A 26,118-nucleotide genomic window follows, 5' to 3' on the forward strand; every position below is an offset into this window, starting at 1 on the left:
GCTTTTTTTGGAGTGGAAAAGAAGAAATCATTTTTTCTGAAACCACGAACCTTTCAAATCGTATATAGTAGTATGGAGAATTACCATCGATTGATAGGAGGCAGTCGGATGAGTACATACTTCAGCTTACTGAAGAAAAACGGATTAAAAATGTGGGGCACGTTTTTGTTGGGTCACGTGATTACGAATACGGTTTTCTTTATTTTTTATTTGCTCTGGTATTTGATCGGTCTGATCTTTGTTTTCGGGGGCCTTGCCACCATGAACGTGTCATCGCTTTCCCCGGAGGAACTGGAATCAGCAATGGCACCCGGCGCCATCATTTTCGCTGTCATATGGTTTGTGATCCTCATGCTTTTTTCGGGCTTCACTTCATCTTTTCAAGTCGCCGGCAGTTACGGCATGGTAAATGAAGCGGTTTTGGACGGAACCACTTATTTCAATACGTTTTTTACTGCCGGCTTTCGCTACATGTTCAAGTTGTTCGGTCAATTCGTCCTGATCATGCTGTTGATGATCCCGATCTCCCTGCCCATCATCGTCTTGGAAGTGATTTTCTTTCTGATCGGCAATACCGACCTCACCCCCTTGGCCCTGATCCTGGAGGGCCTCATCGGTATCATTATTTACCCGTTGTTTTTCCTGGCGGTTTTATTCGCTCCGATCATTCTGACAGCGGAAAACAAGGGTCCCTGGAAGTCCATCAAAATCTCCTTCCGCCTTTTTATCAAGTCCTTTGGAAAAGTTTTTGTTACGGCTTTATCCATGTTGGCGGCTTTTATTCCGTATGGGATCTTCGGTTTTCTGATGGTTTTGCTGTTCCTGCCGGCAGATGGAGCCGACGAGTCTGTAATGGCCGGTCTGATTCTCATCTCCATCCTTCTCTATCTCTTGATGCTTGTCTCTTTCCCTTTCTTTCAGGCCGCTGCAATGATCGCCGCCTCTCTGCGTTACAAAATGTACCTGCGCCCGATGGTGGTACCGGAGGAATATCATAATCACAACGGCTTCGGTGATGGCAACGGAGGTTGGAACGACTCGGTTTCACCACAGCCGGAACCCATTCAGCCGAATCCGGCTGACCAGCCGTATCCCGAGCAATCGGACCGTCCCGAACCGCAACAGCCGGATCAGCCTCAACAGGCACCGGAACAACCGGAACAGCCTCAATCTCCTCGTTACCCGCAGTTCCCCACAGATCCGAGCATCAAGTAGGGACAGGGGTGAAAAACGACGAATTCCGGCAGGCTCCGGAATTCGTCGTTTTGTTTTCTTGAAAAAGGGCGTGATTTTGAAACTTCTTCCCGCCCCTGTTCGTATATATCCATATCGTCTCAATCATCCATCATCCGGGAGGTTACACAAATGAGCACTTATTTCAGGTTATTGGGCAGATACGGCTTTCCCCTCTGGGGAACCTTGTTGCTGGGAACGATCCTATTCTTTCTTATGTATATCATGGCCACTCTTCTCTTTTATTTGGTGTGCTTCTTGTTCTTACTCATCGCCGGCGGTAGTGCCGCCGCCATGGAGTCGGCTGTTACGGATCCCGACATGTTGGCCGCCACCTTCGGTCCGGTTGCAGTCATCGGCCTTATTCTGCTTTTTATCCTCTATTATGTGTCCCTCTTTTTCATCATGTCTTTTCATATGGCCGGCAGTCACGGTATGATCAACCAAGTCGCCCTGGATGAAACTTTTTCTCTGAAAACCTATTTTATCACTGGATTTCTCTATTTTTGGAAAATGTCTTTACAATTTCTTCTCATCTCGATCTTTTTCATTCCAGTCGTCCTTGTCTTAGCGATGATGAGAATCTTTTTGATCCCCTTTGAGGGTACGCCCTTATTTGATACCCTGACAACCATCATTCTGATCGGTTTTCTGGTCGTTTACCTTTTCTACCTGTTGGCCGTCCTGTTCGCCCCGACGATTCTGACGGTGGAAAATATGGGCCCCTGGAAATCTCTGAAGCATTCTTTCCGTCTCTTCTTCAAATCCTTCGGCAAGGTGTTTGTCACCGGAGTATTCACTTTGGTTCCTTATCTTCTGTATATCGGCGTCTTCACCTTGGCGATCGCTCTCTTAGGGCCTGCAGGTGACTCACCCAGTGGGTTGAAAATCCTGAGTATCTTTTTGTTCTTGTTCCTGTTTGGGCTGATCTTTCCGTTGATTCAGGCGGCGATGATGTTGGTGCCCGCTTTGCGCTATAAGATGCACTTTCGTCATTGGGTCGCTCCGCCCTCTTCCGAATCCGCGACAGAACCCGGAATCCAATCGAACTAGAAGCGTTGTAAAAAACCCGCGCTAAAAAAGCGCGGGTTTCGTGTCCGTTACATGTGCGGTTGGATCCACTCCATCAACTGTTCTTTGGGTTGAAAGCCGTGGAGTTTATCCACCATTTCGCCGTCTTTGAAGACCATCAGGGTCGGGATGCTCATCACGCCGTACTGACCGGCGGTATCCGGATTGTCATCCACATTCACTTTGGCGATCTTCAGCTTGTCGCCCACTTCCTGATCTATTTCTTCCAGCACCGGGGCGATCATTTTGCAAGGACCGCACCAGGGGGCCCAGAAGTCGACCAGCACGGTGTCGGAGGCGACTTCTTGTTTAAAGTTTTGATCGGTAACATCCACAATCGCCATGTTCGCTTCTTCCTCCTTCGCTTGAACAGATATCCTCAGTATACCACTGGGGGCTTGGAACTTCCAAGCGTTTCGGTTGCCGAAACGCTTCTGCCCATTATATACCCCTAGGGTGTATCGATCAAACAGGCGGCGGAAAATTTCCGCCGCCTGTTTTTTCCGTTTTTCTATTTCATTGTTTATTGCTCTACCAACACTTTTTTAAACTCCTCCGTCAGCATCGGGACCACTTCAAATAGATCGCCGACAATGCCGTAGTCCGCCACGCTGAAGATGCTGGCCTCGGGATCTTTGTTGATGGCTACGATGACTTTGGAGTTGGACATGCCGGCCAGATGCTGAATCGCTCCCGAGATCCCGCAAGCGATGTACAAATCCGGGGTGACCACTTTCCCGGTTTGCCCGATCTGCAACGCGTAATCACAATAGCCGGCATCACAAGCTCCCCGGGAGGCTCCGACTGCTCCGCCCAATACATCGGCCAGCTCCTGCAAGGGTTTGAAGCCGTCCTCGCTTTTGACGCCTCGGCCACCGGAAACAACGACCCGTGCTTCGGAGAGATCCACCCCGTCAGTGGTCTTTCGGACGACCTCCTTGACCAGGGTACGAATGGCATCCTCAGCGAACGTCACCTCCAACTCCTCCACCACAGCGGAACGACTCGTATCCGCTTCCAAGACGGGGATGTTATTGGGACGCAGAGTAGCGAACACAGTCCCTTCCCGAACACTTTTTTTGACAAAGGCCTTCCCGGCATAAATCGGACGGGTGAAGACCATCTTGCCGTCGACAACCTCCACCTCGGTGCAGTCGGAGATCAGCCCCAGCTCCAACCGGGCCGCGATTCGCGGGCTTACATCCCGGCCGACAGCCGTGTGTCCGGTGAGGATCACATCGGGATTCACTTTTTCGATGACTTGCTTAAAAGCCTGAAAATAAGCATCTGTAGTATAGGAATCCAACCGGGTGTCGGAGACGGTCACGACTTGGTCCGCACCATGGTGGGACAGTTGCTCCACCGTTTCCTTCCTTTTGCTTCCAAAAACCGTCGCCGTCACCACTCCGCCGTCTGCGACGCGGGAAGCGGCAGCCAGACATTCCAGAGCGACATTGCGCAATTCACCGTCACGGATATCAGCCAGTACGAGTACATTTTTGCTCACAGCCACCATTCCTCCTCGTCCCTTAAATCACTTTGGCTTCGCTTTGGAGCCGTTGAACCAGTTCTTTGACTTGTTCGTCCAACTCCCCTTCGAGGATTTTCCCCGCTTCTTTTTCCGGCGGCAGGAAGACTTCCAAGGTTTCTGTTTTCCCTTCCAGATCCTCTTCGTCTAAATCCAGATCATCGAGGTCCAATTGTTCCAGCGGCTTCTTTTTCGCCTTCATGATTCCGGGCAGAGACGGATAACGCGGATCGTTCAGCCCCTGTTGAGCTGTCACCAGGATCGGAAGCTTGGATTGGATATACTCCACATCCCCTTCCACATCTTTCTCCGCCTCGACCGACTCGCCGTCGATCGTCAATTTTGTAATGGTGGAAATATGGGGGATTTCCAATAATTCCGCCAATCGGGGGCCCACTTGCGCCGATCCGTCGTCAATCGCCATATATCCGCCCAGGATGATGTCGAAATCCAGATCCTTAATCACAGCGGCCAACACGCGGGCGATGGAGTATTCGTCCGCGTTTTCCAAATCTTCATCGTCCACGATGATTCCCTTATCCGCCCCCATCGCCATCGCGGTGCGAAGAGCCTGTTCCGCCCGATCGGGTCCGACGGTGATCACCGTCACTTCGCCCCCGTGTTCATCACGAAGGCGGATCGCTTCCTCCACAGCGTATTCGTCATAGGGGTTGATGACGAACTCGACCCCGTCATCACTGATCTGTCCGTCTTCGATGACAATCCGCTCTTCGGTGTCAAAGGTTTGTTTCAGGCACACCAGAATATCCATTTCACCGGTTCCTCCTTCGGTCGATCTCTTTTGCTAAGGATTCATCCTATTTTCCAACCCCGCCCAAAAACAATCGCAGGATCGGATCGACCTGATCCATCAAGCTGTACTTGCAATCTTTCATGATCCAGGATGTCACCGTTTCGTCGATGGTCCCGAAGATCATCCTGCGGGCGGTACGGCTGTCAAAATCACTGCGGAACAGTTGTTGCTCCACTCCCGATTGGATCACTTGATCAATCACTTCCAGGTACTTCTTCAGGATCAGTCCGATCTTCTTCCGGACCTCCGGATTGGACTGCCGCAATTCGATCTGGGTCACGATCGCCAGCTGATGATCGTTTTCCAAATACGCCAAGTGGAGCCGGATCAGTTCCCGTAACTGTTCCACCGGTGATGAAATTTTATCCAGGGCGGTTTCCACATCGGAAATGAAAGAGCCCATTTTCTCATTGAACAAGGAGATGAGAACATCATCCTTGTTCTCAAAGTACAGATAAATCGTGCCGTCCGCTACATTCGCCTCGCGGGCGATTTTCGAAACTTGTGCTTGATGGTAGCCGTATTTGGCGATCACGCGGACTGCCGCATCAATAATCGCTTCGTATTTTTCCCCGGTACGCTTCGCCATCGTCTTTTTTCCCTTCCTGAGTTGATTGCTTCCAATAATGAATGACCATTCATTCAACTCCTAGTGTATTCGATCATCCCCACCTGTGTCAATGTTATCGATGATGGGAACGACAGCTTTGAAAGCGCATCCAACTTCCATTATAACGTAAAATCGGAAGAGCACAATATTCAGCTATTTCTCTTTCCCAGCGGCCTGGAGCTCCTCTTCTTCGCTCTGGACCTTTTTTCGCTCTTCTTCCGCCAGTACTCGGCGCAATACTTTGCCCACCGTTGTCTTAGGCAGTTCGTCCCGGAATTCGTACAACCGGGGAACCTTGAAATTGGCCAGCTTCTCACGGCAATATACCTGTAATTCCTCTTCGGTCAGGGAATGGTCCGGCTTCAAAACAACAAACGCTTTAACCGTCTCTCCCCGATAGGGGTCGGGAACACCAACCACCGCCGCTTCCTGCACTCCCGGATGATCGTAAAGGACTTCCTCCACTTCCCGGGGGTAAATATTAAACCCGCCGGCGATGATCATATCCTTTTGCCGATCCATGATATAAAAATATCCTTCTTCATCCATCGTTCCGATATCTCCGGTATGGAGCCAACCGTCCCGGATTGTCTTTGACGTCTCCTCTTCCTGGTTCCAATACCCTTTCATCACTTGAGGACCGCGTACCTGAAGCACGCCCATCTCCCCTTCCGCCACCTCTTCTCCGGTGGAAGGATCCACAATGCGGCAATCGGTATCCGGCCAGGGAAGGCCGATGCTACCGTTTTTGCGCCGGTCCCAGATCGGATTGGCATGAGTGACCGGAGAGCTCTCCGTCAAGCCGTAGCCTTCCACCAGACGGCCGCCGATCCGTTTTTCAAACTCCTCCTGAACCATCAGGGGAAGCGGAGCCGACCCGCTCAGACAGGCATGAATCGAAGACAGATCATATTCGGAAATTTTCGGATGGTTAATCAGAGCCACGTAAATCGTCGGTGCTCCGGGAAACAGAGTCGGTCTTTCCTTTTGAATCAGTTTCAGAGTCTCCTCTGCATCAAAGCGGGGCATGAGAATCATCGTAGCCGCCAGATAAACGGAGTAGTTCATCATGACAGTCATCCCGTAGACGTGGAACAAAGGGACAATTCCCAGAGATTTTTCCTGCCCCCGTTTTCCTTTATACATCCAGGCATTGCACTGAATCACGTTCACCAGAATGTTGCGATGGGTCAGCATCGCCCCTTTGGGAAGCCCTGTCGTTCCCCCTGTATACTGAAGCAAAGCCACTTCATCCAAGGAATCAACTTGAGACGGCACAGGTTCAGAAAGCGCTTTCTTGAGGAGTTGAGAAAAAGAATGGATTCCTTCTCCATAGGGAATATCGATATCCATGCCCTCTTTTTTCACTTTCAACGGATATAGCCAGTTTTTTGGAAAGGGTAAATAGTCCTTGATAGAAGTGACGATCACCTGCTTCACTGAGGTAGAGGTCTTCACTTTGGCCACCTGATGGTACACCTGATCCAGGCAGATCACCGTTTCTGCCCCGGAATCCTTCAACTGATGCTCCAATTCCCGTTCCTTATACATCGGATTGGTTTGGACCACGATCCCGCCCAACAAAAGTACGGCATAATAAGAAATCACGGACTGCGGAGAATTGGGAAGCATAATCGATACCCGTTCCCCCTTTTGGACTCCCAACTCCCGCAGCGATTGAGCCAGCCTGTATACATCCTCCAACAGTTGACGATAAGTCATCCTCTTCCCCATAAAATGGATCGCTTCAAGATCCGGGAAATCCGCTGCCGCCTTTTCCAAGTAATAAGTAATCGGTACATCGGGATACTCCAAGGTCGCAGGAATCGACTCCGGATAGTGACGGAACCACACCTTTTCTTTCTCTGCCATTGAAATGCCCCTCCTTATTGAATGACTGTTCATTCATTATGCGGCAACAAAATACTTATCGTCGCTTTTTTTGTATTTTATCGAACTTTCCGCTGTTTTTAAAGCTTCCCGTAACAAAAAATGCGCGATTTCCCTTTACCGCAGGTCAACGGTGGGAAATTCGCGCTTTGGTCATTCAGGGTTCTTACGCATTCTAACCTTCTCCCCGATCCGGATCATTAGGAGAGAGAACACGGGGTCTTTTCTTTTTCATCGGCATCGGCGAGCGAACCAAAACGTCCAATAGAGCCCCGGTATTTAAAGGCAATAACGGCCAAAGGTACGGAGTGTTCAAAGTACGAGTCGTCGCCAGCACCATAAACCAAATCACCGTCCCGACAATGAGACCGGTCACTTGGAAAAGAGCCGTCAACACCAACAGAAACATCCGAACCAACCGATTGGCCAAGCTCATCTCATAACTGGGAGTTGCATAGGTTCCGGTGACACTGGCGGCCAGATACAGAATCACCTCCGGGGTGAACATTCCCGCTTGCACAGCTGTTTCCCCCAGCAAGACAGCGGCGATCAAACCCAATGCCGTCGCCAGGGGTGAAGGAGTATGGATCGAAGCCATCCGCAGGATTTCCACCCCTGCTTCGGCTAAAACGATCTGCAAGAAAAGCGGAACTTCACCCGGATTTTTCGGACCGATAAAATGCAGTTGCTCCGGAAGCAGTTCCGGCTGAATCACCAACAGGTACCACAAAGGTAAAAGAAAGATGGAAGCGAACATCGCCGCAAACCGGACCCAACGCAGACTGGCCCCGACGGCGGGCTTCTGCCGATACTCTTCCGCATGCTGAACATGATGAAAAAACGTGGTGGGAGTGATCATTACACTGGGAGAGGTGTCGACGTAAATCAACACATGCCCTTCGAGCAGATGTACCGCCGCCACATCGGGGCGCTCCGTATACCGGACCATGGGATAAGGGTTCCAGTGCTTGCCGATGATAAATTCCTCCAAGCTTTTTTCCGCCATCGGCAAGCCGTCCGTCTCGATATTCTTCAAAGAATTACGCAGGGTTTCCACCAAATCAGGATCCGCTACATCTTCCAGATAGGAGATACAGACATCCGTTTTCGATCGCTTTCCCACCTCATGATACTCCATGCGGAGAGAAGGATCCCGCAACCGGCGTCGCGTGAGAGCGGTGTTGAAAACCAACGTTTCCACAAAACCGTCTCTGGCACCCCGCACGACCCGCTCCACATCCGGTTCATCGGGGTTGCGGGCCGGGTAGGTCCGGGCATCGATTACAACCGCTTTCTCCGCTCCATCCACCAGCAGGACCAAGGGGCCCGAAAGAACGGAGGTCACGATCTGATCGATGGAGTCCGTAGTTTCCACTTCCAGATACCCGATATAGGTATGAAGAAGCTTTCCTATCGTGTCGGGAACTAAGTCTTCGCGTTCCAGCCTTCCCAAGTACTCCATCACCCGGTTCATGATTTCATCCTTGGCAAAGCCATCCACAAAATACAGGGCAAATTTCTTACCGCCGTAGGTCAGTCTCCGCCCGACCACATCAAAGCTTTTATCCACTCCCAGAACCCGGTCCAGAAATTCCGTATTCTTTTCGAGAGAACGGTTGACTTTCATCGTTTTCAGTTGCTCATTCATGGATTGGTCCAAAAGAGATCATCCTTCTTTTCTCCCGGATATTTATCATTATTTCCAGCCGGGCCAAAACCAATCAGGATATGGGCCAAAGAAAAAACCGGGAGCGGCGCCCCGGTTCCATCCATCATATCAGGCGATTCATCAATGAGAATGCTTTTTTAGTCCGCGGCGATCCCACACACAGGTGGACCGTCTGTTTCCGTAACAGCGCTGCGACCCCTTTCCTCTTTTAGCTACAGACACGGACCTTTTTCCCCGGGGTTTATTCGCCAGTTCCTGATTCAACGAAAAACGGTCCAGCATGGATTGAAGCAGACTTCTTTTCTTTAACATTTTCACTCCCCCCGTATTTCGTATTACTATGATTTTATGCGATCACTTCGCCGCAGTGTAAAGGCAATCATCCTTCCACAGGGAGCAAAGGGCGGGGTGCCCCGGCTGCCCTCATTCTGGTCAAAGAAAAGAGAGGTTGCTGATCTTGGATCAACAACCTCTCTTTTTCCGATTCCGAATCAGCATTCAGCCGATTTCGTCATGAATCAGTTTGGGAATCTCTTTCTCTTCGGCGTGACGGTTCAACTGCTTTTTCGAAAAAATCCGCTTCCCATCCAAATCCACCTCAAACACACCGCCGCCGGACGGTACCAGCGTCATCTCCTCAATTTGCTGCCGAAACTCGCTGAACACTTCTTCCGCCACACGGGCGGCATAAGGAGCATAGTTTCAAGCCATGCAAAATTCGATTCGCAGTTTATGGTTTGCCAAAGGGGGTCACCTCTCACGGAAGATTTCGCAGTTCACCTTTATTATACCCTTTTTGGTTCGGGGCAAAAAGGGTATCAACCATCCAGTCGACCCTCTTCTTGGCTCTGACCGACGATTTCAGATCGTTTTTTTGCTTTTTCGGGGTTTTTGCTACAATAGGAAGCACGCAAAGGGATCGGATCATATGGAGGAGGAACACGATGCATCTACCCGAGGAATATCTCAATCAAATGAAAAAACTGCTTGGTGAAGAATATCCCGCCTTTCTGGCCACTTATGAAAAACCCCCTTCCCGGGGATTAAGGGTAAACACCCTGAAAATCCCGGTCAAGGAAATGCTGGAACGGATCTCCTTTCAGCTGAAACCGATCCCCTGGTGTGAAACGGGATTTTTTTACGATCACGATCAGGACCGCCCCGGTAAACATGTCTTTCATGCCGCGGGCCTTTACTATATTCAGGATCCCAGTGCCATGGCGGCGGCAGAAGCCTTAAACCCCCAACCCGGAGAAAAAGTGCTTGATCTGTGCGCCGCTCCGGGAGGAAAAACCACCCAAATCGCTGCCAAAATGGAAGGACAGGGTTTGCTGGTGGCCAACGAGATTAGTCCTCAACGGCGAAAAGCGCTGGTGGAAAACCTGGAACGGTGCGGTATCAGCCATACTACGGTGCTCGGAGAATCCCCGGAACGGTTAGCCGAACGCTTCTCCGGCTTTTTCGACCGAATCCTGATCGATGCCCCCTGTTCCGGGGAAGGAATGTTCCGGAAAGATCCGGATACCTGTGAACGTTGGAGTACCAAGGCCACCAAACAGTGTGCCGGAGTGCAGTCGGAAATTCTGAACGCCGCCTCCCCCATGTTGCGCCCCGGCGGAATACTCACTTACTCCACCTGTACCTTTAACCCGAGGGAAAACGAAGAAATCTTACAACGTTTCCTGGAAGCCCATCCGGACTATGAAACCACTCCCGTTCCCGGCTTTCACCATTTTCAACCAGCCCGGCCGGAATGGGGCGACTCCTCCCCTGGTCTCTCGCGGGCGGCTCGCCTCTGGCCTCATCATCTCCACGGAGAAGGCCACTTTATAGCTGTTTTGAAAAAAGCGGAAGGACCGGAAGGAACCAAACAGCGGCCCGGTAAGTTCCCCCCTGTCTCCGCCGATGCTGTCAAAACCTATCAGGAGTTTGTCCGGGAGGTTTTATCCACCGGTGCGACGGAAGGTCCTTTCACGCTTTACGGGGACCACCTCTATCAAATACGGGAGGACCTCCCCTCACTGAAAGGATTGAAAGTGGAGCGACCCGGATTTTATCTGGGACAAGTCAAGCGAAAACGGTTTGTCCCCTCTCATACCTGGGCGATGACCCTTACGCCCGGCCGGGTACAACGCACTCTTTCCTTTGATGTGGAAGATCCCGATCTCTATCGCTATCTGCGCGGAGAAGCCCTTCCCCTCCACAATGGTAAAAAAGGTTGGACCCTTGTCACTGTCGACCGCTTTCCCCTCGGTTGGGGTAAAATCTCCGGAGGATTATTGAAAAATCATTATCCGAAGCGGTTGAGATGGGATCCGATCTAAATCGATTGACTCTCAGGTTTGGGACGATGACTGTTTGTCCGCCTTTGCATAGGACAAAAGCGGGAAACCATATACTCAAATAACGTCGGCAACTGGAGGCGAGATTCCGTGTTACCCCGATCGGTTCACAAACGGCCCCGTTTGCCCCTTTTCACCCCTTTCACGATGGGAATGATCCAGCCGGAATGGCTTTATATGAACCATGATTTCGACGAGGAGGAACCGGAAGAGGAAGCACCGGAAAAACAGGACCCTTCCGATTCGGAAAAAGGTTCGCTTCAATCGCCCCCGCGAGTCAATATCCGACCCCGCCCGGAAGGGCCGCCTGTGGAACATTGAGAGTACGGATGCTTTGGCGTTCGCCTCTTTTTTTATTCCCGCCTTTACTCCTTTCGTAAAAAACGCACTTCCCTATATTCCTTAAAAATATTAAATCATGATATTCATACGTATGGACAGAATGAACCATCTTCACCCAAAACCGTCGGACCTATAGGGATCACATATCCAAAAAAAGGAGGCAAGAAGCAACGCCCCCTCAGAGATGCGGCTTCCCAGAATACCATCGGAGTATGTAGAGCACGATCAAGAACCTAAATATGGTTAATAAACATCGCTGGACAAACTCTTTTCCTTATCGGACTTAATTTAGTCAATTAATTTTGAATTTACGGATAAAATTTTTCTAATCAGGCAGGAATCCGCAAAATTCGATTGAATATTAAAATTAATCCTAAAAGGAGGGGATTTTGTGAAACGCTGTTTGATGTTGTCACTGGCTCTGCTGTTGTCCTTTGCACTGTCCCTGCCGATGTCCGCCACTGCAGCCGTTGACCAACCGAATGTCGACCAGTCGGCCGAGGCGAAATATGTCTCCGACGAGCTGATCGTAAAGTTCAAGCCAGGTACGGCGAAGAATACCAAAGCCTCTGTCCACAGCCAAAAGGACACCAAGGTGATCGACCAGAACAAAAAGATCGGGTTTGAGGTCGTTGAGCTGAAAAACAAATCAGTCAAAGAAGCGAAGAAAGCTTATGAGAAAAACCCGAATGTGGAATACGCCGAACCCAACTACATCGTCCATGCAGACTGGGTTCCCAACGACCCGAGCTATTCCCGCCAGTACGCCCTGCCGCAGGTGGACGCTCCCCAAGCCTGGGATGTGACTCGCGGCTCTAGTAACGTCAAGATCGCGATCGTCGACACCGGAGTTCAGTACAACCACCCGGATCTGCAAGGGAAAGTGGAAAGAGGCTACGACTTTGTGGATCGGGACTGGGATCCCAATGACGGTAACGGCCACGGCACCCACTGCGCCGGGATCGCCGCCGCCGCCACCAACAACGGAACCGGGATCGCCGGTATGGCTCCCAACAACACGATTTACGCCGTTCGCGTTTTGAACAACAACGGTTCCGGAACCTGGTCCGATGTAGCCAACGGAATTACCCACGCGGCGGATAATGCAGATGTTGTCAGCTTGAGTCTGGGAGGAACCCGAGGTTCCAGCACCCTGCAAAACGCCGTCAACTACGCTTGGAGCAACAATACGGTCGTTGTTGCCGCCGCGGGGAACGCCGGTACCAGCACTCCCCACTATCCCGCTTATTACAGTAACGCCATCGCCGTCGCCGCTACGGACTCCAATGATAACAAAGCCTCCTTCTCCACCTATGGAAGCTGGGTGGATGTCGCCGCTCCGGGAGTGAGCATTTACTCCACCTACCCGACCAACTCCTATCAAAACCTGTCCGGTACCTCGATGGCCACTCCTTATGTTGCCGGTCTCGCCGGACTGCTCAAGTCACAGGGCCGCAGCGCCAGTAACGTCCGGGCAGCGATTGAAAACACCGCCGACAACATCAGCGGCACCGGCTATTACTGGACCCACGGACGCATTAACGCTAACGATGCTGTTCGCTACTAAACTTCCGTATTTCCCAACATACAAAGGCACTGCCCGGATCCGGGCAGTGCCTTTGTTTTGGTAAAGTACACGACTCAAGAAGAAGGCGGTTCTGAAACCGGATCGATCAAAATCCGGGTCCCATCCACAGAAACCACCCTCAACCGGGTTCCCTTTTTTACCCAAACGCCTTGGCTGACTGCGGAATAGATCTTGCCGTCGATCTCGATGGTTCCAGTCGGGCGCATATCAGAAACGGCTTCGGCCTCCTTCCCAACCAAGTCCCGATACTTGTCGTTGATGGAACTGTATCCCGTTTCCCGGGTCAAAGCGTTCTTCAGAATCACTTGATCCCACACATCCCTGCGGGGAAGCACTTTGAGGGAAAGGAACCCCGACAGGATTCCAAAAATCCACATCAAACCGACAACACTTCCGACGATCCAATCCCCTGTCGGAACGACCAAACCGATTAACATCACCAGAATCCCGACGCCCGCCAGGGTTCCGTCCTGAACCAACTGTCCGTCCAGGATCAGAAGAATCAATCCCACAACCAAAAGTCCTATCATCCACCCATTCAACTCGGGATTTTGGACAAAAGCGTATAACACCAACAACCCGATGGCCGCCAGAGCGGCCAACCCCCGCGCTTTGACAAGAAATTCGGTTACCAAAAACATCCCGGCTAAAAAAACGATGAATCCGAGCCCCAGGGCAGACTGAAACAAAAGCACCATCACATCCTTCCACAGAAAGACCTCGTCGGGCATCGATCCATTCCATCCGCCCGCCGTTTATCCCGTTGCATAAAAGAAAAACCAAACCGACCCGATCATGAAAAACAATAGAGCCAGCGAAACCAGAATCAGGGCCAACCGGGCCAACATCCTTATCCCCCGCTTTCTAGTTCAGTTCGACAACCGTTACACCGGAGCCTCCTTCTCCCTGACCACCCAGGCGAAAATCCTTGACCCGGGAGTGACGGCGCAGATAGCTCTGAACACCGGTTCTCAACGCACCCGTCCCTTTCCCGTGAATCAGGGAAATTTGGCGATATCCCGCCAAAAGGGCATTATCGAGGTATTTATCAATCTCAGGGATCGCTTCATCCACTAATTTTCCCCTGACATCCAATTCGTGACGGACTTGATCGGACTGACGTCGGTAAGAAGTGGATCCCTCCTGTTTTTCCCTTCGAGGAGAACTGCGCCATTCCATGTCGTCCCGATCCACCTTCATTTTCATCAATCCGGCCTGAACTTGAAACCCGCTTTCTCCGAGATCATCGATCACTTGCCCCTTTTGCCCGAGGGTTCGGATATATACTTCGTCTCCCACCTGGATCGGATGTTTACGATTAATGGATTTGTCCCGTTCTGAAGGGGAGAGAGAAGTTTCGGGTTCTGCGTCTTCCAGCCGTTTCTTAGCCTCAATCAACCGGTGCTCTTTGATTTCTCCGGGTTTTTGTCGGTTCCATCGGCGAAGCTCTTTCAATACATCCTCAGCTTCCCGCTTGGCACGGGAGATCACAGTTTTTGCTTCCCGACGGGCGGCCTCCCGAATCTTTCCTTTTTCCGCTTCCCACTCTTCCAACTTCTTCTCCAGATTGCGATGAAGTTCTTGCGCCTCCCGATGAAGAGCTTCCGCCTTCGTCCGCTCTTCCTCTGCCGCCTTTTGATCGGCGGTCAGGGCTCGGATCATTTCTTCCAACCGGTTTTCGTCCCGGGAAAGCTGATCCCGGGCCATTTCAATCACGTTTTCGGATAATCCCAGGCGCAAAGCGATATCAAAGGCGTTACTGCGTCCCGGAACACCGATCAGCAAGCGATAAGTGGGCCGCAGGGTTTCCACATCGAATTCCACACTGGCGTTGATCACCCCGTCCCGTCCATGGGCGAACAACTTCAACTCATTATAGTGCGTGGTGGCCATTACCCGGCAACCTCGGTCCAGAATCTTCTCCAGAATGGCGATAGCCAGAGCCGCTCCTTCCGTGGGATCGGTCCCCGCCCCCAACTCGTCCAGTAATACCAGACTTCGCGGATCAAGACGGTCCAGGATGCGAATAATGTTGGTCATATGGGCGGAAAACGTACTCAGGTTTTGCTCGATACTCTGTTCGTCCCCGATGTCCGCGTAAACACCGCTGAAGACCGGCACACGGCTCCCCTCTTCCGCCGGGATGGGAAGACCGGACTGAGCCATCAAGGCAAGCAGACCCACTGTTTTTAAAGAAACGGTTTTGCCGCCGGTATTGGGTCCGGTAACGATAATCCCCCGATAATCGTTACCCAGCTCCACATCGATGGGAACGACCTCCTTCGCATCAATCAGAGGATGGCGAGCCTTTTTCAGCGAAAGGCCCCCCTTCTGATCGATCCGGGGACAAACCCCTCGAATCACTTGCCCTAGACGGGCTTTAGAGAGAATGACATCCAGTTCTGTCAGAAGTGTCAGGTTGGCGAGCAACGATTCCGCCGATTCATCGACCCGGGAAGTCAATTCGCGAAGAATGCGTTCCACTTCCCGATCTTCCTCCAGTTCCAACTCCCGTAATCGGTTATTTTGGGCGACAACGGTTTCCGGTTCGATAAACAATGTTTGCCCGGAGGCGGACTGATCATGAACCATCCCCCCGAAGGCGCCGCGATATTCCTGCTTCACAGGGATCACATACCGGTCATTGCGTTGGGTGATGATCGGCTCCTGCATCATTTTCTGATATCCGGAACTGCGCAGAATCTGATCCAGGGATGACCGGATCCCGCTCTGGACTCGGAGGATATTGTGGCGAACGCGATTCAGCACGAGGCTGGCATGATCCAATACATGCCCGTCTTCATCGACAGCCTTCCGGATTTGTTTGGCCAAATCACTGATCGGATGCAACCGGCCGGCTAGCTCCCGTATATGAGGAAGTGAAGCCTCTTCCTCGTCCAGACTCTCTATCACCCGCCGCACTTTTTTTTCCGCCTCGGCAGTTCCGGCCACGGCAAGCAGCTCGTCGGGACTGAGCACCCCGCCGATCTCCGCTCGTTTCATCGCTGATCGGATATCCTTGACCCCTTCCAGGGACAATCCACCCTTCAGTCGTATCAAGTCCATCCCTTCCGCTGTAGCATGCAACAAATGCCGGACTTCCCCTTCCTCAGGAGAAGGTTCCAAGGAACGGATCTCCTGTTTCCCGGGTTCAGAGGAGGCCTGATCCTCCAGCATTTGAATGATCCGATGATATTCCAACGTTCGCAGTATATGTCGGTCCAAGACGTACACTCCCTTTTCCTTGCACAATCCTCCAACATTATATCATGTTTCCTTCTGTCAGGACTTCTGAGGGATAACAACATCGCCATTGATACAAACTAACAGCAAAAAGGAGGAAATCCAATGACTTTTTTCAGGCATGTGATCCGTTTCGTCGTCTCTGCCTTGGTGATCATGCTTGTTGCGGCTCTGGTTCCCGGATTCAGCATCACCGGCTTTTGGAGCGCCTTGGTGGCCGGTTTGGTGATTGCACTGGTCGGGTGGGCTGTTGAGGCGATCATGGGTCGCAACATTTCCCCCTTTGGCAGGGGACTGGTCGGTTTTATAGCCAGTGTTGTCGTTATTTATCTGTCTCAGTTCTTCGTACCGGGCTTCCGTGTCTCTTTATTCGGGGCCTTGATCGGAGCTCTGGTAATCGGAGTGATCGATCTGTTCATCCCGACCGGTACCGTATTGAAACAGGATAATAAGAACAAAGGATAATCAACGACCTTAAAGTGAAAAACCCGTGCCCTGCACGGGTTTTTTCTCATTACCAAAACCCAGCCCTCGGCTGGGTTTTGGTCACTTATTTAGTGAAAATGTGTTTTCCGATTCGCTTGATCTGTGGACGACCCCAAATCCAATTCGATGTCGCCGTATCCGGGTTGAAGTAGTAGAGAGCTCCTCCACTGGGATCCCAACCATTCAAAGCATCATTGACGGCTTTTTTCGCTTCCGGCTCGGGAGCCATATGAATTTGGCCGTCTTGAACCGCTTCAAAAGCCAACGGCTCAAAAATAATCGCGGAGGGAGAATCGGGAAATTCATCACTTTCCATTCGATTGAGCATGACGGCGGCCACCGCCACCTTTCCGATATGGGGCTCACCCCGGGCCTCGGCGTGTACAGCCTGAGCCATCATCTGAATTTCCTGTTTGGACATTCCGGCACTGGTTTTGGGAACTTTGTTCATCGGTTTCGTCCGGGTGACACCCTTCGGTTTCCCGCGTTGCTGTTTCGGTGCTTTCTTCTTGTCTTCCGGTTGATAATCCTGTGTCGCCTTCCACAGTTTCAACTTGGTCCGGGCACCCACTTTTCCATCCACCTTCAAACCGAAACGAGTCTGAAAGGAGCGAACCGCCCGATCGGTTTTAGCACCGAACTTTCCATCCACTTTTCCACCATAAAACCCGATAAATCGCAGCCTTTGCTGCAGTTCCCACACATAGCCCCCTTGATCACCTTTCTTATAGATGCGTCTTTCCACACCGGGAGACCATCCCCGAGTCGCTTGATACAGTTTCTTTTTCGTCTTGGCACCCGCCACGCCGTCGACTTTTAAACCAAACTGGGATTGAAACAGGCGGACGGCTCGGTGGGTCCGTTGGCGAAAATCGCCATCGATGTTTCCTTTATAAAAGCCGAGATACTTCAACCGCCCCTGCAGTTCATAGACTTCCCCGCCGGTCGATCCGATGCGGAGTTCCTTTTTTCCGAAGGAAGGTTCCGCTTTCACCCCATGAACCACCGGGGATGCTATACCGGCCAACAATAGAACGCAGGCGCATAACAGAATCAAATATCGCTTGTTCATGCGGAGTCAACCTTTCTCTCCAGGCTGGGAGTCTTCTGCAGTGTTAGTATCTCGATATTTGATGTCCCTATGCAAAAAAGATGAAAGGCACTCCGTGTGGAACCCAACCCTCCCCAGGACATTTGTCATCATGATCAATAATGGGGTGCGTAGGACGACTTCTAACACACCGGCGGATTTTTAAAAAAGGGTCCATGCCGTTTTCTTAACGGGCTTTCCCGATCCGTTCCTTCAATCGGTGGAGAGGCAAGGTATTGATCACATCCGAGGATTCCAACCAACCGCGCCGGGCCGTAGCAATCCCGAGACGGACAAAATTGAAGGCTTCAGGAGAATGAGCATCGGTATTGATGGTAAAGGTAACTCCAAACTCCTCTTTGGCTCTCTTCAGATGGGTATCCTTTAAATCCAGACGGTTTGGATTGGCGTTCAACTCCAGAACGGTACCGGTTTGGGCCGCTGTTTCAAAAATGCGGTCCACATCGACGGCATAAGGATCGCGCCGGTTAATCAGACGGCCGGTGGGATGGGCGATCATATGAACATGAGGATTTTCCATGGCATTCAGGATGCGTCGGGTGATTGTTTCCCGGTCCTGTTTAAAGGAGCTGTGGATCGACGCGATGACTACATCCAATTCTTCCAGTACTTCATCGGAAAAATCCAACCGACCGTCAGGCAAGATATCCATCTCTATTCCCGCCAACACGGTAATCCCTTCTAGTTCGTCATTGACCCGGTCCACCTCCTCCCGCTGCCGTTTTAAATCGTCGGCTGTCAATCCACTGGCCACTTTCAGGGACTGGGAATGGTCTGTGATACAGATGTATTCATATCCCCGTTTCATAGCCGCTTCCGCCATTTCCTTCACCGAAGCGGTTCCGTCACTCCACCGGGTGTGCATGTGCAGGTCCCCCCGGTAGTCCTCGGGTTCCAACAGATCGGGGAGATTCTCCTTTTGGCGGTCCATCTCTCCGCGATCTTCCCGTAGCTCCGGAACCATATAGGGAAGATGGAGCATCCGGTATAATTCTTCCTCTTCATTGAAGGTGAGTTCCCTCCCGCTTTCCGGGTCGAAAATCCCGTATTCGCTGACTTTCCAGCCGAACTCCTTCGCCCGTTGGCGGATTCGGACATTGTGTTCTTTGGAACCGGTGAAATGGTGCAAGGCCGTTATAAAACGATCCGGAGCAACCAGTCGGACATCGACCTGGATTTCGAAACCGAATGAAACCAGTACGCTGACTTTGGTTTCCCCCTGGTTGATCACTTGGATCACTTCCGGCATGGAAACGAGTTGCTCAGCGACGGATTCGGGGTCTTCCGTCGCCACGACCAGATCCGCATCCTTAACCGTCTCCTTCATTCGGCGCAGACTTCCCGCCATCTCCACCCGCTGTACATCGGCATTATCCTGTAACCGCCGAAGCAGAATCTCTGCGACAGGGAGTGCGTGAACCAGTAAGGAGCGACCGGGTTGTTGCCGATACTGACGGATCCCGTCCAGGATGTTTTTTTCCTTCTTTTCCCCGAACCCGGGTAACTCCCGAACGCGATGGTCCTTTACAGCCTGTTCCAGTTCCTCTACATCCGTGACGCCCAGCCGGTTGTACAGTATGTGAATCGATTTGGGACCCAATCCCTGAATCGACATTAATTCCGGCAGACCCTCGGGTAACTTCTCCTTCAATTCCTCCAGCTGTTTCGAGCGTCCGGTCTCCATTATTTCCCGAATCACAGCGGCAGTCCCTTTTCCCACACCGGGCAGTTGTTCCGGTCCGCCTTCCAGAGAGCTCAGTGGGACACGGCTGTTTTCTACCGCCCGGGCCGCCCGACGGTAAGCATTCACTTTAAAAGGGTTATCTCCGTTCAGTTCCATCAAATCCGCCAATCGGTTCAATACAGATGCGATTTGGGCAGCATTCATAAAAAAAGCCACTCCTGTTCAATAAAATCGAATCGTTTGTCTGCAACTCCCCAAGTATTCTCTCCCTCCGGACCGTGAAAAAAAACCCCCTTAGAGGGGGGTGAGACATCCTTCCCTCGCCTAAGGGAAGGCTCGGACTGATCCGAATCACGGCTGGTCGACTGTCTCGTCCGTACCGGTCAAGTCGGGAGTCATCTGCAGAATCCCCTGACTGAGGGAGGATTCTTTGACGATGTCCCGACCATCGGACCAGGGTAACAACTGCAATAGATTGACTGCGATCATCACAACCAGAAGGACTTTGACAAGCCCGAATGCGGCACCGCCAATCCGGTTGATCTGGGCTAATATCGGCAGACTGGCGATTCCGGTCAATACCGAAGCGACTGTGGAAACCAGTATTTTGGTCACGATAAACAGAAGGACAAAGGCCAGAACAGTGGAGAGCGCTTGTTCCACCGGAAGGAGACCGATCATCCCTTCCGAGCCCCAGGAGTCCGGCCAAGGAACATTTTCTCGCAAAATGGGGGCGATGTCTCCGCTGTACCGGTACGCCACGAAAAGGGCGAGAAGGACGGAAATCAGGGAAGCCGCCTCCTTGATCAAACCCTTGCGGTAGCCTTGGATCAACCCTCCGACAATCAAGAAGACGATAATCCCATCCATAATACTCATGGTGTGCATCACCACCCCGATTCACTTATACTTGGTCGTCTTCGATCAGGTGTAGAATTTCTTCATACTCCTGTTTTAACTTCATGTAAGCGTCAGTGATATTGACTGCCGACAAAACTGCCAGTTTCGTCGTATCTAAACGAGGATTTCCCTGGGCGATGTTTCGCATGTTATCATCCACATGCTGGGCGACGGCCCTCATATACCCCGGACTGGCCTTGCCGATAATATTATAGCTCTGTCCGAATATCTCCACGCTCAATCGGTTTTTACTCATTATAACATACGCCTCCCTTTACGCCGTGAAAGGTCGGATCTCCCATTGATTCGCTTCGATGGGGAAATCCTCCTGCCCCTTTCGTTCATATTATCGGATTTTATTGGCGCAAGGACGCTTGAAACTCCTTTTTCAAGTGATCGATGACCGCTTGGTGCACCCGATTGACTTCTTCATCGGTCAACGTCCGGTCATCGGCACGGTAGCTGAGGGAATAAGCCACGCTCTTCTTCCCTTCCCCGACTTGCTCGCCGACGAACACGTCAAACAGGTCGACGGTATCCAGCAGCTCCCCTCCCGAGGTGCGGATCGCCGTTTCCAGCTGGCTGGCGGGGATCTTCTCATCAACAACAAGGGCTAAGTCACGGGTCGTCGAGGGATACCGGGGCAAGGGTTGATAGGTATGATCGCCTTGCGCCGCCCGAATCACCGGATCCAGAGACAGTTCAAACACATAGGTGGGGCCGAGGTCATGATTTTCTTCCACCCGGGGATGAAGTTGACCCAATCGGCCGATCGGCTCTCCCTTCCATCGGATTTGTGCCGTCCGTCCCGGATGATATCCTTCAGGCTGAACGCTTTCATAGGCGATACCTTCCACTCCGAGACGAGAAAACAGCATTTCCAGCAGACCTTTGATGGAGTAAAAATCGACAGCCTCCCCCTGTTTCTGCCAATGCCTCGACGGGTCGACGCCGGTTACGAGTCCGGCCACCATCCAACGCTCTTCCGGGAGTTCCTTCAGCCGCTTCTCTTCAGTGAGAAAGACACGGCCCATTTCGAACAACCGGATCTCCCTTTGGCGGCGGTGAACGTTGTACTCCGCCGTCTCCACCAGTTGAGGAACCAGCGACGTGCGCAACACTTTCCGCTCATCGCTCATCGGCATACTCAACCGAATCGGCCGTACGTCAGAACTCAGACTCTCCAATTCCCGCAGAAGGTTCGGAGAGGTAAGACTATAGTTGATTACTTCATGCAACCCGGCATTTCGGAGAGTATGGCGGAAAGAGCGGCGCAGCCTCTGCTCTTCGGTGAGAGCGCCGGGAGACTGTTGTCCCCATGGCAGTGTGGAAGGAATGCGATCGTAGCCGTAAAGCCGGGCCACTTCTTCAATCAGGTCCACTTCGATGGAGATGTCCGGACGACGGGTGGGAACTTGTACATGATACACCCCGTCCCGGGTCTCTGTATCAAAGCGGAGCCGGCGAAAAATATCCTTTACCGCTGTTTCCGGCACCTGCACACCCAAGACTTCTGTCAGTCGGCTGTGCCGAAGCCGGACGGTCATTTCCTCAATATCCCCCATCTTTTCCACAGTGAGATCGGAGGCGACGTTTCCCCCGGCCAACCGGGTTAAAAGTTTCACAGCCCGTTGTAATGCGGGAACGATGCGCTCCGGATCCACTCCTTTTTCAAAACGGTTGCTCGCTTCGGAGCGAAGACCCAGCTTGCGGGCGGTCCGCCGTACGGAAGCTGGGGAGAAGAATGCGGATTCGAGAAGAACCGTCGCAGTTTGCTCCGTCACTTCGGAGTTTTCACCCCCCATCACTCCCGCGATTCCGATCGGCCGCGTCCCGTCGGTAATGAGCAGTGTCCCCTGGTCACACGCCCGAGTCACTCCATCTAACGTTTTCACCGTTTCTCCGGCAGCGGCTCCTCGGACGAGGATCTCTTCCCCTTCCAACCGGTCGTAATCAAAGGCATGAAGGGGTTGCCCGGTCTCCAGCATGACATAGTTGGTCACATCGACCACATTGTTGATCGGCCGGATGCCAGCCGCGATCAACCGATTCCGCATCCATTGGGGAGAGGGTCCCAACTTCAGATTTTCCACGATTTGTGCCGCGTAGAAAGGACAATCATCCTCTGCGTCCAGCACCAGATCCACCGGCTTGGTCGTCCCTAGCGGGTGCTTCTGATCCGTCCGGGGAAACTTCAGCTCCCGATCCAGAAGAGCCGCCGCTTCATAAGCCACCCCCCACATACTGAGACAATCCGAGCGGTTCGGAGTCAAGTCCAGCTCCAAAACATGATCCTGCAGTTCCAGAACATCCTCGATATTCGTTCCCACCGCCTCATCGTCGGACAATACAAGGATCCCTTCCTGCTGGGACTTGGACAACAACTTTTCCGGAAGTCCCAATTCCTGGGCGGAACAAATCATCCCCTGGGAAGCGACACCCCGCAACTTGGATTTTTTGATTTTCATCCCGCCGGGAAGCTTAGCCCCGTGAAGGGCAACAGGTACCTTTTGCCCGGCGGCCACGTTGGGAGCCCCGCACACAATCGTCAGCGACTCCTCCTGACCGACATCCACGGTACAAACCTTCAGCTTGTCGGCATTCGGGTGGGAACCGGCCTCCGTCACCTGTCCCACGACAACACGATCCACTCCACCGTTCCGGGACTGGATCCCATCCACTTCAATGCCCCCCCGGGTCAGCTCTTCAGCCAATCGCTCCGGAGTGACACCCTCTAAATCCACATATTCGTTCAGCCATCGATAAGATACCTGCATCCGTGATCTCCCTTTCTATACCGATTGGAATTGACGAAGGAATCGAAGGTCATTGGTGTAGAAATGGCGAATGTCATCAATCCCGTACTTGAGGAGTGCGATTCGGTCCGGGCCCATTCCGAAAGCGAAGCCGGTGTACCGTTCTGAGTCGTATCCGGCCCCTTCCAACACTCGCGGATGAACCATGCCTGCACCCAAAATCTCGATCCAACCGCTGTTCTTACACATCCGGCAACCGTCACCACCGCATTGGACGCAGGAAATGTCCATCTCCACGCTAGGTTCGGTAAAGGGGAAAAAGCTGGGACGCAACCGGGTTTCCAGTTTCATACCGAACAGCTTCTCGGCAAAGGTTGCGAGAATGCCGTGCAACTCGCTCATAGCGATTCCCCGGTCCACCACCAGCCCTTCCACCTGGGTAAACTGGTGGGAGTGAGTCGCATCATCATCGTCTCGCCGGTATACCTTCCCCGGACAGATGATCTTGACCGGAACCCGTCCCTCTTTCGCCTCCATCGAACGGACCTGAACCGGAGAGGTATGGGTTCGCAACAAAATCTCCGGAGTGATATAAAAGGAATCCTGCATATCCCGGGCGGGATGATCCTTCGGGATATTAAGGGCTTCAAAGTTATAGGAATCCGTCTCCACCTCGGGACCTTCCGCCACTTCGAATCCCATGCCGATGAAAATATCCTCAACCTGTTCGATCACCGCGTTTAAGGGGTGGATACTCCCCACAGGATACGGTTTTCCAGGAAGCGTAACATCCAGTTTCTCTTCCCGCAATCGGTCTTCCAAGGCCTCCCGTTCCAGCTGATCCTCCTTGGCCGCAATCTCTTGCTCCAGAAAACTCCGGATTTCATTGGCCAGGGAACCGATCACCGGGCGTTCCTCGGGAGAAACATCCTTCATTCCCCGCAAAATCGCGGTCAGCTCCCCCTTTTTCCCCAAATAGCGAACCCGGAGATCCTTCAGTTGTTCCAGGGTCGAAACCGATTCAATGGAAGAGGCCGCTTCTTCCTTCAGTGCTTGTAACCGATCCTTCATGGCTATACTCCCTCCTTTATTCATTAAAAAAATCCCTCATCCAAAAGGGACGAGAGATCGCGGTACCACCCTTGTTGACCGACCCCTCACCGCGGCCGGCCCCCTCAAAAAGATAACGGAATTTACCGGTATCCCCTACTGGCAATGGCGTTCAGGGAACAGCTCCGGAGTGAACTTCCCGAAAAGGGGTCCTTAGAGGTGCTTCCAGTCGCGACACCTCCTCCCTGCAAAGGTCCTTCCCGCTACTCTTCTCCTTCACAGCCGATCATTAAAAAAGTTTTCCCCAGTATAGCGAAAAATCCGTCGGTTTGCAACGGAAGACCTTAAACCTTCCCCCATTCCTGACGCACCAGTTCATACAGAAAAATACCCGCTGTCACGGATACGTTTAAAGACTCGACCGGACCGGGCATGGGAATCTGGACCCGGATATCGGAAAGCTTCTCCAGTTCCGGTTGAACACCCCGGCCTTCGTTGCCCAACAGCAGGGCCGTTTTCGGCGGATATTCCCGGTGAAAATGGGCTTGTTTCGCTCGAGGACCGGTGCTCACGACGAAAAAACCCTGTCTTTTCAGTTCGGGGATGACTCCTTTCAGATCGGCACGCCGCAGACGGGAGCGAAACAGTGACCCCATCGCCGCTCGAACCACCTTCGGGTTATAGGGATCCACGGTTCCGGAACCCAGCCAGATATCTCCGACACCCGCCGCCTCCGCCGTCCGGAGAATCGCTCCCAGATTCCCTGGATCCTGAATCGCATCTAATAGCAAAACACGGGCTCTCTCCGGGGAGCGATAGGGTTGAGAAGAAGGAATCGCCACCTCTGCGGCAATCCCTTGAGGGGACTGGGTATCCACCAGTTGAGAAAAGGTGGATCGTTGAAGCGAGTAAATCGGAATCCCCTCCAACCCCTCCAACAGCTTCAGAGCTTTTGTCTGCTCATCCGCCACCAGTACGGCCCGAATCTTCCATTCGGCTTTGACGACCTCCTCCAACAAGTGTTCACCCTCGATCAGCAGGGATCCGTATTCGTCCCGCCCCTTCCGGGTACCCAGTTTGCGCCATCGTTTCACTTTTTCATTCCGGGCAGACGTGATTCGACGGATATTCATAAGGTTACGCCTTCTCCTCCAGTTTTTTCAGATCACTGTTATGACCGATCACGACCAGGATATCTCCGACACGGATCACATCATCGGCCAAAGGAGCGATATTGATTTTGGTTCCGCTCTTAATCGCCATGACGTTACAGCCAAACCGAGCCCGAATATCCAAATTCTCCAGGGTTTTTCCGGCAAAGAACTCCCCGGCGCTGATTTCGATAATGCTGTAGTCATCGGCCAGTTCGATGTAATCAAGGATATTGGGAGAAATAAGGTTGTGAACCACCCGAACCCCCATATCCCGCTCAGGGAAAATTACTTTATAAGCGCCAATCTTGTAGAGCACCTTCCCGTGCAGATCATTCCGGGCTTTGACGACCACTTTTTCCACCCCGATCTCCTGCAGAATCAAGGTGGTCATAATATTGGATTGAATATCTTCTCCAATCGAGACGACAACCACGTCGAAATTGCGAATTCCCAGCGCGCGGAGCGCATTTTCATCCGTAGAATCCGCTTCGACGGAATGGGTGACGATCTGTGCGTAATCCTGCACCCGCTGTGCATCCCGATCGATCGCCAAAACTTCATATCCCATATCGTGAAGCGTTTTGGCGACACTTCCTCCGAAGCGTCCCAAACCGATTACCGCAAACTGTTTGCTCATACAGATCCTC

The 26,118-nt window shown here is 52.2% G+C and carries 23 protein-coding genes, 1 pseudogene and 1 other annotated feature; of the genes and pseudogenes, 6 read left to right on the forward strand and 18 right to left on the reverse strand.

Going from position 1 to position 26,118, the window contains the following annotated elements; genetic code table 11:
* Positions 1-108 precede the first annotated feature (108 nt).
* Positions 109-1,215 carry a hypothetical protein gene (locus CHM34_RS05670; protein ID WP_094263638.1) on the forward strand — a complete coding sequence of 369 codons (1,107 nt, stop codon included), beginning with the start codon at positions 109-111 and terminating at the stop codon, positions 1,213-1,215.
* Positions 1,216-1,365: 150 nt separating this feature from the next.
* On the forward strand, positions 1,366-2,286 hold the full coding sequence (locus CHM34_RS05675) for a hypothetical protein (RefSeq protein ID WP_094263639.1): 921 nt from the start codon (positions 1,366-1,368) through the stop codon (positions 2,284-2,286).
* Between the two features lie 47 nt (positions 2,287-2,333).
* On the opposite strand, the gene trxA is transcribed toward CHM34_RS05675, so the two are convergent.
* The 8 genes and pseudogenes from trxA to CHM34_RS05715 all read right to left on the reverse strand — a co-directional run.
* A complete protein-coding gene (gene trxA, locus CHM34_RS05680) occupies positions 2,334-2,648 on the reverse strand; it encodes a thioredoxin (RefSeq protein ID WP_094263640.1) in 315 nt (104 codons plus the stop codon).
* 179 nt (positions 2,649-2,827) lie between these two features.
* Positions 2,828-3,811: an electron transfer flavoprotein subunit alpha/FixB family protein gene (locus CHM34_RS05685; protein WP_094263904.1), complete on the reverse strand. Its 984-nt coding sequence runs from the start codon at positions 3,809-3,811 to the stop codon at positions 2,828-2,830.
* A gap of 22 nt (positions 3,812-3,833) precedes the next feature.
* Positions 3,834-4,604 carry an electron transfer flavoprotein subunit beta/FixA family protein gene (locus CHM34_RS05690; protein ID WP_094263641.1) on the reverse strand — a complete coding sequence of 257 codons (771 nt, stop codon included), beginning with the start codon at positions 4,602-4,604 and terminating at the stop codon, positions 3,834-3,836.
* Between the two features lie 46 nt (positions 4,605-4,650).
* Entirely contained in the window at positions 4,651-5,235 is a 585-nt protein-coding gene (fadR, locus tag CHM34_RS05695) for a fatty acid metabolism transcriptional regulator FadR (RefSeq protein WP_094263642.1), read from the reverse strand.
* Between the two features lie 174 nt (positions 5,236-5,409).
* Positions 5,410-7,128, reverse strand: coding sequence for a long-chain-fatty-acid--CoA ligase (locus tag CHM34_RS05700; RefSeq protein WP_094263643.1), 1,719 nt, complete (start codon positions 7,126-7,128; stop codon positions 5,410-5,412).
* A gap of 193 nt (positions 7,129-7,321) precedes the next feature.
* Positions 7,322-8,794, reverse strand: coding sequence for a spore germination protein (locus tag CHM34_RS05705; RefSeq protein WP_094263905.1), 1,473 nt, complete (start codon positions 8,792-8,794; stop codon positions 7,322-7,324).
* Between the two features lie 141 nt (positions 8,795-8,935).
* Positions 8,936-9,127, reverse strand: a complete 192-nt coding sequence (locus tag CHM34_RS05710) for a hypothetical protein (RefSeq protein WP_094263644.1) — start codon at positions 9,125-9,127, stop codon at positions 8,936-8,938.
* 186 nt (positions 9,128-9,313) lie between these two features.
* Positions 9,314-9,505, reverse strand: a pseudogene (locus CHM34_RS05715) (SelT/SelW/SelH family protein); the annotation flags it as partial.
* Between the two features lie 254 nt (positions 9,506-9,759).
* Here CHM34_RS05715 and CHM34_RS05725 point away from each other — a divergent pair.
* The 3 genes from CHM34_RS05725 (at position 9,760) to CHM34_RS05735 (ending at position 13,066) form a co-directional block, all read left to right on the forward strand.
* Positions 9,760-11,139: an RsmF rRNA methyltransferase first C-terminal domain-containing protein gene (locus CHM34_RS05725; protein WP_094263647.1), complete on the forward strand. Its 1,380-nt coding sequence runs from the start codon at positions 9,760-9,762 to the stop codon at positions 11,137-11,139.
* A 108-nt stretch (positions 11,140-11,247) separates the two neighbouring features.
* Entirely contained in the window at positions 11,248-11,478 is a 231-nt protein-coding gene (locus tag CHM34_RS05730) for a hypothetical protein (RefSeq protein ID WP_094263648.1), read from the forward strand.
* A gap of 412 nt (positions 11,479-11,890) precedes the next feature.
* Positions 11,891-13,066, forward strand: coding sequence for a S8 family peptidase (locus CHM34_RS05735; protein ID WP_240511894.1), 1,176 nt, complete (start codon positions 11,891-11,893; stop codon positions 13,064-13,066).
* Between the two features lie 74 nt (positions 13,067-13,140).
* Here CHM34_RS05735 and CHM34_RS05740 read toward each other — a convergent pair whose 3' ends face one another.
* Together CHM34_RS05740 and CHM34_RS05745 are read right to left on the reverse strand one after the other, a co-directional pair.
* Entirely contained in the window at positions 13,141-13,818 is a 678-nt protein-coding gene (locus CHM34_RS05740; protein WP_240511895.1) for an NfeD family protein, read from the reverse strand.
* Positions 13,819-13,951: 133 nt separating this feature from the next.
* Positions 13,952-16,312, reverse strand: a complete 2,361-nt coding sequence (locus CHM34_RS05745) for an endonuclease MutS2 (RefSeq protein ID WP_094263908.1) — start codon at positions 16,310-16,312, stop codon at positions 13,952-13,954.
* 123 nt (positions 16,313-16,435) lie between these two features.
* Here CHM34_RS05745 and CHM34_RS05750 point away from each other — a divergent pair, with 123 nt between their 5' ends.
* Entirely contained in the window at positions 16,436-16,795 is a 360-nt protein-coding gene (locus tag CHM34_RS05750; RefSeq protein WP_094263649.1) for a phage holin family protein, read from the forward strand.
* A gap of 85 nt (positions 16,796-16,880) precedes the next feature.
* Here the strand turns inward: CHM34_RS05750 and sleB are convergent, their stop codons facing one another.
* From sleB to CHM34_RS05790, 8 genes are all read right to left on the reverse strand, one after another.
* Entirely contained in the window at positions 16,881-17,888 is a 1,008-nt protein-coding gene (sleB, locus tag CHM34_RS05755; RefSeq protein ID WP_094263650.1) for a spore cortex-lytic enzyme, read from the reverse strand.
* Positions 17,889-18,093: 205 nt separating this feature from the next.
* On the reverse strand, positions 18,094-19,815 hold the full coding sequence (gene polX, locus CHM34_RS05760) for a DNA polymerase/3'-5' exonuclease PolX (protein ID WP_094263651.1): 1,722 nt from the start codon (positions 19,813-19,815) through the stop codon (positions 18,094-18,096).
* A gap of 147 nt (positions 19,816-19,962) precedes the next feature.
* Positions 19,963-20,490: a CvpA family protein gene (locus tag CHM34_RS05765; protein ID WP_169713609.1), complete on the reverse strand. Its 528-nt coding sequence runs from the start codon at positions 20,488-20,490 to the stop codon at positions 19,963-19,965.
* 25 nt (positions 20,491-20,515) lie between these two features.
* Entirely contained in the window at positions 20,516-20,767 is a 252-nt protein-coding gene (gene zapA, locus CHM34_RS05770; RefSeq protein WP_094263653.1) for a cell division protein ZapA, read from the reverse strand.
* A gap of 100 nt (positions 20,768-20,867) precedes the next feature.
* Entirely contained in the window at positions 20,868-23,288 is a 2,421-nt protein-coding gene (pheT, locus tag CHM34_RS05775) for a phenylalanine--tRNA ligase subunit beta (protein WP_094263654.1), read from the reverse strand.
* Between the two features lie 15 nt (positions 23,289-23,303).
* On the reverse strand, positions 23,304-24,338 hold the full coding sequence (gene pheS / locus CHM34_RS05780; protein ID WP_094263655.1) for a phenylalanine--tRNA ligase subunit alpha: 1,035 nt from the start codon (positions 24,336-24,338) through the stop codon (positions 23,304-23,306).
* 42 nt (positions 24,339-24,380) lie between these two features.
* Positions 24,381-24,606, reverse strand: a binding site (T-box leader).
* A 55-nt stretch (positions 24,607-24,661) separates the two neighbouring features.
* On the reverse strand, positions 24,662-25,450 hold the full coding sequence (locus CHM34_RS05785; RefSeq protein WP_094263656.1) for a TrmH family RNA methyltransferase: 789 nt from the start codon (positions 25,448-25,450) through the stop codon (positions 24,662-24,664).
* A gap of 4 nt (positions 25,451-25,454) precedes the next feature.
* Entirely contained in the window at positions 25,455-26,108 is a 654-nt protein-coding gene (locus CHM34_RS05790; protein ID WP_094263657.1) for a potassium channel family protein, read from the reverse strand.
* Positions 26,109-26,118 lie beyond the last annotated feature (10 nt).

It is taken from the genome of Paludifilum halophilum (assembly GCF_002245355.1).
GTDB classification, from domain to species: Bacteria; Bacillota; Bacilli; order Thermoactinomycetales; family DSM-45169; genus Paludifilum; species Paludifilum halophilum.